Origin of the sequence: Paenibacillus sp. FSL P4-0081, from assembly GCF_000758565.1 — a bacterium.
GTDB classification, from domain to species: Bacteria; Bacillota; Bacilli; order Paenibacillales; family Paenibacillaceae; genus Paenibacillus_AQ; species Paenibacillus_AQ phytohabitans.
Genome location: NZ_CP009280.1, coordinates 6460333 through 6472024, shown reverse-complemented (window position 1 = coordinate 6472024; position 11692 = coordinate 6460333). Strand labels below are relative to the sequence as shown.

Sequence of the window (11692 nt, the reverse complement as noted above, 5' to 3'; positions counted from 1 at the left end):
AATGGTCAAATTCAAACTTGTGCTGCAACTGCAGTATTACCGCATGCTGTTTCTGCTGGGACTGAAGAGCCAGGAAATTTATTATATCGGGGGCAGTGAAGCGCTTCCTCCTCCGCTTACACGGGAAGAGGAAGAATTCCTGCTGCAGCGGCTCTCAAGCGGTGATGCGGCGGTCCGGGCCATGCTGATTGAACGCAACCTGCGGCTGGTGGTGTATATCGCACGGAAATTCGAGAACACAGGGATCAATATCGAGGATCTTGTTTCCATCGGGGCGATTGGACTGATTAAAGCAGTCAACACCTTCGATCCGGAGAAAAAAATAAAACTGGCCACCTATGCCTCACGCTGTATTGAGAACGAAATTCTGATGTATCTGCGGCGCAACAGCAAAACTAGAAGCGAGGTTTCTTTTGATGAACCGCTGAATATTGACTGGGACGGCAACGAGCTGCTGCTATCGGATGTGCTGGGAACGGAGAATGACACGATTTACCGGAATATCGAAGAACAGGTGGACCGCAAGCTGCTGCAGAAGGCGCTGGAGAAGCTCAGTGAACGGGAAAGATTAATTATGGAGCTGCGGTTCGGACTGCGCGGCGGTGAGGAAAAAACCCAAAAGGATGTTGCTGATTTGCTTGGCATTTCCCAATCCTACATCTCGCGGCTTGAGAAAAGAATTATCAAGCGGCTGCGCAAGGAGTTCAACAAGATGGTGTAAGCTGAAGGAACCGAGGAATAAAATGCCGGACCGGGGAGATAATGTACAGTAATGTTTCTCCTTGGGAGGTAAATCATCATGACCCGAAATAAAGTCGAGATTTGCGGTGTGGACACCGCTAAGCTACCCGTTCTTACGAACGTGGAAATGCGGGCATTGTTCACTTCGCTGCAGCAGCAGGGCGAGCGATCCGCCAGAGAGAAATTGGTAAATGGTAACCTTAGACTTGTTCTTAGCGTAATTCAAAGGTTCAATAATCGTGGGGAGTTCGTGGATGATCTGTTTCAGGTAGGCTGCATCGGACTCATGAAAGCCATCGATAATTTTGACTTATCGCAGAATGTCAAGTTCTCTACCTATGCGGTGCCGATGATCATCGGAGAGATCCGCCGTTACTTGCGTGACAACAACCCGATCCGGGTATCGCGCTCGCTGCGGGATATTGCCTATAAGGCCCTTCAGGTCCGTGACAGCCTGACCAATCAGAATTCGCGGGAACCGACGATCCTCGAGATTTCAGAAGCGCTCGGTGTACCTAAAGAGGATGTCGTCTTTGCCCTTGATGCTATTCAGGACCCGGTATCCCTGTTCGAGCCGATCTATCATGACGGCGGTGATCCGATCTATGTTATGGATCAGATCAGCGACGATAAGAACAAAGATGTATCCTGGATTGAAGAGATTGCTCTTCGTGAAGCCATGCAGCGGCTGGGACAGCGCGAGAAACGTATTTTGTCCATGCGGTTCTTTGAAGGTAAAACCCAGATGGAGGTAGCGGATGAGATTGGGATCTCACAGGCGCAGGTATCGCGGCTTGAGAAGTCGGCTATTCAGCAAATGCAAAAGCATGTGAAGTCTTAAACAGCAGGCTATAGATAAGCGGGGGATATTCCGGAAGGCGCGTGAGCGGCTGCCCGGGGTATCCTTTTGTATGTAACGGCGAAGGCCGGAAATGAATTAAGACATGTTGCCAAGCCTTAAGGACATATACTGGAGCTATAGGTCTGAATGTACAGGGGTGGCAGGATGAATGAAGATTCCGTAGGGTCGGGCAAAAAGATGAAAATCTCTCATTTTCAAACCAAGGATGTTATTAATATTGTGGACGGCAAGCGGCTTGGACAGATTAGTGATCTGGAGCTGGATCTGCGCCGGGGGGTTATTGATGCCATCATCGTACCGGGATATACAAGGTTCATGGGACTGTTCGGAGGCGGTGCGGATCTGATTATCCCGTGGCGGAATATCGTCAAGATCGGTGCTGATGTCGTCCTGGTGAAGATTGAGGAATCCCGGATGCCTCAGGGCCAGGAAGAGCGGGAGATGATGTATCTGGAGCGGCCGGAACGCAGCGAGCGGCGCACTTATTAATCGGGTGCGTCTTTTTTCTGCGTATATGGGTAAAGGCATAGGGTGGGCTCAGGAGTGTGCAGCATAACGTCACTTTGTGGGGATTATTTTGTGTGGCAGGTTTTCGGGGTCCCCGCAAAGTACTTGGATAGGCATCGGAGCATAACATCACTTTGTGGGGTAGAGTTTATGGGGTAGAGTTTATGGGGTAGAGTTTGTGGGGCTGAGTTTATGTTACACTTAAGCGGAGGTGAAGATATGGAACCGTTTATGCGGAGTGACGGAACGCCTATGCTGCTTCATCTGGAGCCGTGGCGAGAGAAGTATAATGCAATCACAGCAGGATTCACAGGCAGAGAGGGCGGCAGCGGTACGAAGCCGTATGACAGCTTCAACTGTGCGTTTCATGTCGGTGATGATCCGGCTGTTGTGCTCAGCAACAGAAAGCTGCTGGCCGAAAGTCTTGGTTTCGGGCTCCAGTCCTGGACCTGCGGAGAACAAACCCATGGTAAAGATATAGCGGTAATTACAGAACAGGACCGCGGAAAAGGCAGCCTGGACCGGTCTACAGCTTTTCAGGCTACCGACGGGCTCCTGACTAATGTGCCGGGTGTGCTGCTGACTTCCTTTTATGCGGATTGTGTGCCGCTCTACTTCTATGACCCCGTGCACAGTGTTGTGGGGCTGGCGCATGCAGGCTGGAAGGGGACTGTGGCAGAGATCGCAGCAGCGATGGTGGACAGAATGGAACAGGAGTATGGAAGCCGTCCGGAGGATATCCAGGCTGCCATAGGCCCTTCGATTGGCGAATGCTGCTACGAGGTAGATGATTATGTAATGGACCACGTCCGCCGGCTGGAGGCCGGGCTGAACCCGCTGATGATGGTGGAAGGGGCGCCGGACTTATATAGAAGCTCGGATAAGGACAGCAGCAAAAGTATGCTTAACTTGAAAGAAATGAATCAACGCATTATGATAAAAGCAGGAATATTGCCGACTCATATCGAATGTACAACTTGGTGTACAAGCTGTAACAGTGATCTGTTCTTTTCGTACCGCAAGGAAAATGGGGTTACAGGGAGAATGACGAGCTGGATCGGAATAAAGGAGAGTTGAATTTTGGCCTCATTACAGGAAAGAATCGCCATCACCCTGGAACGTGTCGCACAGGCCTGCGCGGTCAGCGGCCGTGATGTAAGTGACGTCAAGGTTATCGCGGTGACGAAATATGTACCTCTGGATACGGTAGCCGCTGTGCTGGAAGCAGGGCTCACGGAGATTGCGGAGAGCCGCTGGCAGGATGCAGAGCCTAAATGGAATGCGCTTGGACACAAGGGAATCTGGCACTTTATCGGGCATTTGCAGACCAATAAGGTAAAAGACGTTATAGGTAAATTTGAATATATACACTCGCTCGACCGGCTATCGCTGGCACGGGAGCTGCACAAGAAGGCGGACGCCGCCGGACTGGATGTTAAGGTGTTCCTGCAAGTGAATATTTCCGGAGAAGATACGAAGTTCGGTCTGCCGCCCGGAGCGGTGGAGGGTTTCCTGAAGGACATCGCCCCGCTAAGCCGTGTGAAGGTAATCGGACTGATGACCATGGCCCCGCATGAGGAAGATCCGGAGCTTACCCGTCCCGTATTCCGGGGGCTGCGTGCGCTGCGCGATTCGCTTAATCAGCTTGCTTTGACACCTGAGCCTATACAAGAGCTGTCGATGGGAATGTCGAATGATTTTGAAGTGGCGATACAGGAAGGAGCCACCCGGGTGCGCCTGGGTACGGTACTAGTAGGTCATTAGGAGGGAGATTGATGGGCGTGATGAACCGGTTTATGAGTTTCTTGGGTTTGCAGGAGGAAGAGGAAATAGTGGAGCGGGAGCAAATTTCCCGTGATGAGGATGAATACGAACCCGCCCCTGTAGAAACACGCAAAAATCAGCGGGCCAACGTCGTCAGTATCCATTCGCAAAAAAATGTGAAGGTTGTGCTCTACGAGCCGCGTTCGTATGACGAGGCCCAGGAGATTGCCGACCATCTGCGTGCGCACCGCACGGTAGTTATTAATTTGCAGCGGGTGCGTAACGATCAGGCAATGAGGATTATTGATTTTTTAAGCGGAACGGTTTATGCCCTGGGTGGAGGAATATCCAAGATTGGGGGCAATATATTTATGTGCACTCCGGATACAGTGGAAATTCAAGGCTCCATAACAGAAATTCTTGGTGACGATCAAGATTACAACAGAATGAGGTGAGCAGGTTTTGGATCAAATATCTTCAATTATAGACATCCTATTTACAATTTACTATTACATGATTATCGTATACATTCTCATGTCCTGGCTGCCTAATCTGCGTGAGAACTTTATCGGTGAGCTGCTTGGCAAGCTTGTGGAGCCGTATCTTACGCCATTCCGGAAAATCATCCCGCCTCTGTTCGGAACCATCGATATCTCCCCGATTATTGCGATTGTCGTGCTCCGGTTTGCGGTAGGCGGACTTCATTCCATTGTGGCCCTGGTGTTCGGCTAATCACATGAAGAATGAAATTTACGGCCACTTCCACCCGGATGAACGGCAATTTGTGGACAAGGCCTGGGAATGGGTTACGAATGCAGGAGAGTACCATGAGACCAAGCTGACCGAATTTCTCGATCCCCGTCAGGGATATATACTGCAGAGCCTGGTGAACCGCCACCCCGATGTCATTGTACGCTGGGAGGGCGGTTCTGACGATGCCGAGCGGAAGCGGGCTATGGTTGCGCCGGATTACCGTGATCTCACGGGTGAGGACATGGAGCTGAAGGTGCTGGCCATTACCTCGGGGGAGCAGAAATTTCTTGCGCTGGAGCATGGTGATTATATGGGGGCCATCCTGGGACTGGGCATCAAAAGAGGCAAGATCGGTGATATTCATGTGCTGGAGGACGGCTGTCACGTTGTGGTAGCTGAGGATATCGTCGATTATCTGTCCATGAATCTGACCGGTGTACACCGGATCAACGTTAGTACAGAGATACTGCCGCTATCCGGCTTACGCAGCAGCCAGGTTAAGCTGGAGACGATGGATTTCACCGTGGCTTCCCTGAGACTTGACGGAATTGCAGCGGATGTGACCCGGCTTAGCCGGAGCAAAATTCTGGCTCCCATCAAAGCCGGACGTGTGCGGGTGAACTGGAAGGTGGAGGAGGATCCGTCCTGCAGTCTGAAAGACGGTGATGTAGTTTCTATCCAGGGCTTCGGACGGTTCAAGGTGCTGGAGATCGGCAGCTTGACGAAGAAAGGCCGTTACCGGATTCTGGTAGGCAAATTTGTCTGAGTTCTTTGCAGGATTACAGGCGTGCTTGTCGAAATTGATATTCTCAAGGGAAACACCCCCCTTCACTTTTGGGGATATCCAAGCAAGCAGTCTTTCATCTTTGTCTTCCGGACAGACTATCGTTCAGGGACAATGGATGTCCGAAATTTCTAGGAGGTGCACAGCATGCCATTAACACCGCTCGATATACATAACAAGGAATTCTCTCGGAGAATCCGCGGTTATGACGAAGATGAGGTCAACGAATTTCTGGATCAGGTCATTAAGGATTACGAAAGCGTTATTCGTGAGAACAAAGAGCTGCACAACCAGCTTTTATCCATTCAGGAACGCCTTGATCATTTTGTCAATATTGAAGAAAGCCTGTCCAAGACCATTATCGTGGCTCAGGAGGCTGCAGATGATGTGAAGAACAACTCCAAAAAAGAGTCACAGCTGATCCTTAAGGAAGCGGAAAAAAATGCGGACCGGATCATCAACGAAGCGTTGTCCAAATCCCGCAAGGTAGCGATCGAGACAGAAGAGCTGCGCAAGCAGGCTTCAATCTACCGCACCCGTTTCCGGACCCTGCTGGAGGCCCAGCTGGAGCTGCTGTCGCAGGATGACTGGAATGCGCTTGAGAGCCGCGAGGTTACTGAGAACGCCTTGTGAGCGGGAATCCGGGCCATTCATTTGAATAAAAAACTCCTTAGTAGAAGTTATTGATCTTGTTTGTTTAATAAACAAGACTTCTACAAAGGAGTTTTTTTGTGTTTTATTGCGGCGCGAAAACCTTTGCAGTAATGATAACAGGGCCAGTTACAGTAATGTCTCCCTGAAGATCCTCTTGGTTTGTGGCAAATACCTGAAAAACATGATGTCCTACAGACACATTCCTAAGGATGGTCTGGAACACCTCACTGGTGAAAGATATGTGTGAGAAGGCACTTCAGCTTATGGGAGAGGGCCGGTTCAATGAGGTTATAGACAGGATCATGGGAGGGGACTATGGCAGACATTAATGACTATAAGCTGGAGAACCTGGGTCAAGAACATAAGAGCCTTGTCCTGGAGTGGCGCAACGCCGGCCATATCAGTCCTTTTATGAATCATGCTGAGCCCATTCCCTTAGATGAGCATTACAGATGGCTGAATTCTGCGGAGAAGGATGCAAGCAAGCTTGTGAAATTATGCTTTTATCAAGAACAGCCTATAGGTCTCGTTCAATTCTCACAGATCAACCTCACCAACCAAACCTGTGAATGGGGCATAGAAATCAACAATATACCGATGTGGTATTAATGGCGATCTTTCAGGAGCAATGGGAGAAGCACAGTGAAGTGTTGAAAGAGGAGGCTGCTGGAGCAAATGAAGGAAATCACGATCGGTAACCGGCGTATAGGAAGCGGGGATCCTCCTTTTATCATCGCGGAAATGTCCGGCAATCATAATCAGCCACTTGACCGGGCACTTGAGCTGGTTAAGGCGGTGGCCAAGGCTGGCGCACACGCATTTAAAATTCAAACGTATACACCCGAAACGATGACGCTGAATATCCAGGAGAGAGATTTCATGATTCTGAATCCAACGGGCTTTGGTAGGGAAAGTCTCTATTTGAGCTCTATAAGGAGGCGTATACCCCCTGGGAATGGCACGGAAGAATATTTGATGCCTGCAGGGAACTAGGGATGATTCCCCTCAGTACACCGTTTGATGAAACCTCAAAGTCGCCTCCAAGGGAAAGCCGATGATTATTTCTACAGGAATGGCTTCTCTCGGCGAAATTGAACATGCGGTAAACACAATAACCGGGTGCAGACTGCAGTGAGTATATTCTATTAAAATGCACAAGCAGTTATCCGGCTTCGCCCGAAAACTCAAATCTGAACACCATTCCGTATTTGAGCGAAGTGTTTCATTGCCAGGTAGACTTATCAGATCATACCCTGGGCGTGGGGGCCGCCGTTGCAAGTGTAGCGCTGGGCAGCACTGTCATTGAAAAGCATTTCACCCTTAACCGTGAGGATGGCGGGGTTGATGCGGCTTTTTCTCTGGAGCCCGGGGAATTTGCTTCCCTCGTGAGAGAGACGGATACGGCCTGGAGGGCACTCGGCAGGGTTTCCATCGGTCCCACGAAGGACGAGGAGAAATCACTTCAATTCAGGCGGTCGATATATGTATCTAAGGATATAAAGGCTGGTGAAGTGCTGACGGGGGATAATATTAAAGTAATTCGTCCAGGATATGGTCTAGATCCGAAATACTACGACCTGCTGTTAGGAAAACAAATGAAAAAGGATCTTACCCTCGGCACTCCGGTAAGCTGGGAGCTGTTAATATAACCCTGCCTTCCCGGTTCCGGGCCTATGGATCTTGACAATTGGTTCTAAACAGACTATAACTAGAACATATCTGTAATCCATTGAATCGAAATTCGATGACGGGACAAGTACGATAAGGTAACGTTCTCCAGAGAGTCGGTGATTGCTGCGAGCCGATCGTTCACGCCTTGCCGGAAGATCCTCCCCTAGAAGCTAAGCTGAAGCGTATATGCATACGTGTGTAAGCTATGCCGTCTGCCGGACGTTATCCCGGACCCGTGTGGCATTTCTGCATGCGGAACTGAGATTGTACTGAATACACTCCCCTAAGGATGTGCATGAGGTGCAAATTAGGGTGGTATCGCGAGCGCTGTCTCGCCCCTTTGGGGGCTGGATGACGCTTTTTTTGTGTGGGTCCATCCCCCTAAATCCCCCTTTCCAAGGGGGACCCCAAGGGCTGGCCGCCCTCTGGACACCTGCAACAAGTGCTCCGAGTGGTGAGTGACGATGGCGGAAGGGGAAGGATTACTGCGGCGAATGGCGCGGCCCTTCTTAGGCTGCCCTGACGGGTACGCCTGCGGGGCCTTAACTGCGGAAGACCTAGGGCGAAGATCAAGAGCGAGGCCCCGGCCCAGCGCTGCCCTAACGGGTTCGCGGGCCGGGTGCCTGAGGTAGAGCGTGCCGCTTGCGGCGTAAGCGGGCATTACAACAAAATTAACTTACCAAACACCTTTCCCCTGGAGATCGACAAACTTTCCGGGTGTCCAGAGGGCGGAGCCCTTGGGGCCCTCCCTTGGCGAAGGGAGGGTTTGGGAGGGATCGAAAAGGTTTAAAGACTAAACCACGGAAGGATTGACCATCATGCATAAAGTAGATGTAAAAGAAAAAGCACGGGCCAGAGATGTCCGTATCCTGAAAAAATGGAGCGACGAGAATACGTTCCGCAGATCCATGGAGAACCGCGAGGGACGCCCGAACTATGTGTTCTATGAAGGACCTCCGACGGCGAACGGCGTGCCGCATATCGGGCATGTGCTGGGCCGGGTCATCAAGGACTTCGTCGGCCGCTACCAGACGATGAAGGGCTTCCGCGTAATCCGCAAAGCGGGCTGGGATACCCACGGCCTGCCGGTTGAACTCGGCGTGCAGAAGAAGCTTGGCATCTCCGGCAAGCAGGACATCGAAGAATACGGTGTAGAGAAATTCATCAAGGAATGTAAGGAAAGTGTATTCGGCTATGAGAAGCAGTGGCGTGAGTTCACCGAAGCAATCGGCTACTGGACGGATCTGGATAACCCTTACGTTACGCTGGATAACACCTACATCGAGAGCGTGTGGAATATCCTCGCTACCGTGCATGACAAAGGCTTAATGTACCGCGGACACCGCGTCAGCCCGTACTGCCCGAGCTGTCAGACGACGCTGAGCTCCCATGAAGTGGCGCAGGGCTACAAGACAGTCAAGGACCTGAGTGCTACAGCTAAGTTCAAGCTGGACGGCAGCGGCGATTATGTGCTGGCCTGGACGACCACACCTTGGACCCTTCCGGCGCATATGGCATTGGCAATGAACCCGAATATGGAATATGTGCGTGCCCAACAGGAAGACGGCGTATATGTACTGGCCAAGAATCTAGTGGATGAGGTGCTCAAAGGCGAGTATACGATCCTGTCCACCCATACCGGTGCGGACTTTATCGGCCAGAGCTACACTCCGCCGTTCGATTATATCAAGGCAGAGAAGCATAATGTGATCGTAGGCGCATCGTTTGTTACGGATTCCAGCGGTACCGGGATCGTGCATATGGCTCCGGCACATGGTGAAGATGACTACAAGAGCTGCCGCGAGAATGGCATCAGCTTCGTGAATGTGGTGGATACCTCCGGTAAATACACCAGTGTAGTGAGCGATTTTGCCGGACGGTTCGTCAAAGACGTCGACCTCGATATCGTGAAGGTATTGTCCGAACGGGGACTGCTCTACAGTAAAGAGAAGTACGAGCACAGCTATCCGTTCTGCTGGCGCTGCGATACTCCGCTGCTCTATTATGCAACAGACAGCTGGTTCATCCAGACAACAGCGATCAAGGATCAGCTGATCGCCAACAATAACAGTGTGAACTGGTATCCGGACCATGTGCGTGAAGGCCGCTTCGGCAAGTTCCTGGAGGAGCTGGTGGACTGGAATATCAGCCGTAACCGTTACTGGGGCACGCCGCTGAATGTCTGGGTCTGCCAGGACACCGGCAAGGAGTTCGCTCCGCATAGTATTGCTGAACTGAGATCGATGGCGATCGGCGAAGTAGCAGAGGATATCGAGCTGCATAAGCCGTATGTGGACAACATCAAGCTGCGGAGTCCGTTCAGTGAAGGCGGCGTAATGGTGCGCACACCGGAAGTCATCGACGTATGGTTCGACAGCGGCTCGATGCCGTTCGCCCAGAGTCACTATCCGTTTGAGAATGAGGACAGATTCGCAGACCAGTATCCGGCGGATATGATCTGCGAAGGGATCGACCAGACACGCGGCTGGTTCTACAGCCTGCTTGCCGTATCGACGCTGTTCACGGGCAAAGCGCCTTACAAGGCGGTAATCGCCCATGGTCATATTTTCGATGAGAACGGCCAGAAGATGTCCAAGTCCAAGGGCAATGTCATCGACCCTTGGGAGATCATGAACGAATACGGCACCGACGCGTTCCGCTGGGCCATTCTGTCTGACAGTGCGCCATGGAACAACAAACGGTTCTCGCGCGGTCTGGTGGGAGAGACGAAGTCCAAGGTTGTGGATACGCTGGTTAACACGCATGCGTTCCTGACGCTGTATGCCGGTATCGACGGCTACGATCCTGCGGATCACCCGTTCAAGCTGTCAGAGCATAAGCTCGACCGCTGGATTCTGTCCCGATTGAACAGTCTGATCCTGCTGGTGGATAAAGGTCTTGCCGTTAACGATTTCGTGAATACGTCCAAAGCAATTGAGAATTTCGTAGATGAGCTGAGCAACTGGTACATCCGCCGTTCCCGTGACCGGTTCTGGGGCAGCGGGCTGGGCGAAGAGAAGCTGGACGCATACCGCACACTTACGCATGTCCTGCTGACCACAGCTACGCTGATGGCACCGTTCACACCAATGCTGTCCGAGGATATCTTTACGAACCTGGGCGGCGGCGAAAGCGTGCATCTCGCGGATTACCCGGTAGCGGATGAGAATCTGATCGATCTTGCACTGGAAAAAGATATGGAGAGCGCCAGAGGGATCGTGGAACTGGCCCGTAACGTACGCAACGAGAGCGGCATCAAGACCCGCCAGCCATTGTCTGAGCTGATCGCATCGATTGATGATGACTTCAATGTGGCGGATTATGAAGAGCTGATCAAAGACGAAATCAACGTGAAGCATATTGTAATCGAGCACAGCGACAGCGGATTTGTGGACTTCACCCTGAAGTTGAACCTGAAGGTCGCAGGCAAGAAATACGGCAAGAACGTCGGCTTCCTGCAGGGCTACCTTAAGGCCATGGACAGTGACGCTACCCGCAAAACCGTACAGGACGGCGGACTCGCCATTGTATCGCCGGACGGGGAAGAGCTGCAGATCACATCCGAGGAGCTGCTGGTTGAGAAGCAGGCCAAACCAGGCTTTGCCTCGGCTTCCGGCTATGGATTGACGGTGGCGCTGAATACCGAAATCACACCGGAGCTGGTGCAGGAAGGCTGGGTACGCGAAGTCGTACGTGCGGTGCAGGATTACCGTAAACGCCTGGATCTGCCGATCGACAAACGGATTGCTCTTACGCTGCATGTGGATGACGAGTTGAAGGCAGCGGTTACCGCATTCGAGCATGTGCTGCGCGAGAATGTACTGGTGACTACGGTTGATTTTGACGGAGATTATACCTATGAAACTGTGGATGCCGGCGGCAAGAGCATCGGAATTCATATCGGCGCTTAAGTAACACACACCCTGCATCACTTGTCCCTATATGGCATATACTAG

General features: G+C 51.6%; 11 protein-coding genes and 1 pseudogene. All 12 read left to right on the top strand.

What is annotated here, in order from left to right:
• Position 1: 1 nt before the first annotated feature.
• The 12 genes and pseudogenes from sigE (at position 2) to ileS (ending at position 11647) form a co-directional block, all read left to right on the top strand.
• Positions 2-721, top strand: a complete 720-nt coding sequence (gene sigE, locus P40081_RS27625) for an RNA polymerase sporulation sigma factor SigE (RefSeq protein WP_039304286.1) — start codon at positions 2-4, stop codon at positions 719-721.
• Positions 722-799: 78 nt separating this feature from the next.
• Positions 800-1582 carry an RNA polymerase sporulation sigma factor SigG gene (sigG, locus tag P40081_RS27620; RefSeq protein WP_039304289.1) on the top strand — a complete coding sequence of 261 codons (783 nt, stop codon included), beginning with the start codon at positions 800-802 and terminating at the stop codon, positions 1580-1582.
• Between the two features lie 165 nt (positions 1583-1747).
• On the top strand, positions 1748-2092 hold the full coding sequence (locus tag P40081_RS27615; RefSeq protein ID WP_042139380.1) for a YlmC/YmxH family sporulation protein: 345 nt from the start codon (positions 1748-1750) through the stop codon (positions 2090-2092).
• Between the two features lie 237 nt (positions 2093-2329).
• Positions 2330-3187, top strand: a complete 858-nt coding sequence (gene pgeF, locus P40081_RS27610; RefSeq protein ID WP_042139379.1) for a peptidoglycan editing factor PgeF — start codon at positions 2330-2332, stop codon at positions 3185-3187.
• Between the two features lie 3 nt (positions 3188-3190).
• Positions 3191-3874, top strand: coding sequence for a YggS family pyridoxal phosphate-dependent enzyme (locus P40081_RS27605; RefSeq protein WP_042139377.1), 684 nt, complete (start codon positions 3191-3193; stop codon positions 3872-3874).
• An 11-nt stretch (positions 3875-3885) separates the two neighbouring features.
• The gene (locus tag P40081_RS27600) at positions 3886-4329 is read left to right on the top strand and encodes a cell division protein SepF (RefSeq protein ID WP_039304302.1); all 444 of its coding nucleotides are present in this window, start codon (positions 3886-3888) and stop codon (positions 4327-4329) included.
• Between the two features lie 7 nt (positions 4330-4336).
• Positions 4337-4606: a YggT family protein gene (locus P40081_RS27595; protein ID WP_039304304.1), complete on the top strand. Its 270-nt coding sequence runs from the start codon at positions 4337-4339 to the stop codon at positions 4604-4606.
• Between the two features lie 4 nt (positions 4607-4610).
• A complete protein-coding gene (locus tag P40081_RS27590) occupies positions 4611-5393 on the top strand; it encodes a YlmH family RNA-binding protein (protein WP_042139376.1) in 783 nt (260 codons plus the stop codon).
• A gap of 165 nt (positions 5394-5558) precedes the next feature.
• Complete coding sequence (locus P40081_RS27585; RefSeq protein WP_042139375.1) at positions 5559-6044, top strand: DivIVA domain-containing protein; 486 nt, start codon at positions 5559-5561, stop codon at positions 6042-6044.
• A 336-nt stretch (positions 6045-6380) separates the two neighbouring features.
• Complete coding sequence (locus P40081_RS27580) at positions 6381-6674, top strand: hypothetical protein (RefSeq protein ID WP_052422049.1); 294 nt, start codon at positions 6381-6383, stop codon at positions 6672-6674.
• A 66-nt stretch (positions 6675-6740) separates the two neighbouring features.
• Positions 6741-7714 (top strand): annotated as a pseudogene (locus tag P40081_RS27575) (N-acetylneuraminate synthase family protein).
• An 840-nt stretch (positions 7715-8554) separates the two neighbouring features.
• On the top strand, positions 8555-11647 hold the full coding sequence (gene ileS, locus P40081_RS27570; protein WP_042139374.1) for an isoleucine--tRNA ligase: 3093 nt from the start codon (positions 8555-8557) through the stop codon (positions 11645-11647).
• The last annotated feature ends 45 nt before the right edge of the window (positions 11648-11692 follow it).

Bases quoted from the DNA above. Each gene is read 5' to 3' on its own strand.
- sigE (WP_039304286.1), top strand. From the start codon at position 2: ATGGTCAAATTCAAACTTGTGCTGCAACTGCAGTATTACCGCATGCTG.
- sigG (WP_039304289.1), top strand. From the start codon at position 800: ATGACCCGAAATAAAGTCGAGATTTGCGGTGTGGACACCGCTAAGCTA.
- P40081_RS27615 (WP_042139380.1), top strand. From the start codon at position 1,748: ATGAATGAAGATTCCGTAGGGTCGGGCAAAAAGATGAAAATCTCTCAT.
- pgeF (WP_042139379.1), top strand. From the start codon at position 2,330: ATGGAACCGTTTATGCGGAGTGACGGAACGCCTATGCTGCTTCATCTG.
- P40081_RS27600 (WP_039304302.1), top strand. From the start codon at position 3,886: ATGGGCGTGATGAACCGGTTTATGAGTTTCTTGGGTTTGCAGGAGGAA.
- P40081_RS27590 (WP_042139376.1), top strand. From the start codon at position 4,611: ATGAAGAATGAAATTTACGGCCACTTCCACCCGGATGAACGGCAATTT.
- P40081_RS27585 (WP_042139375.1), top strand. From the start codon at position 5,559: ATGCCATTAACACCGCTCGATATACATAACAAGGAATTCTCTCGGAGA.
- P40081_RS27580 (WP_052422049.1), top strand. From the start codon at position 6,381: ATGGCAGACATTAATGACTATAAGCTGGAGAACCTGGGTCAAGAACAT.
- ileS (WP_042139374.1), top strand. From the start codon at position 8,555: ATGCATAAAGTAGATGTAAAAGAAAAAGCACGGGCCAGAGATGTCCGT.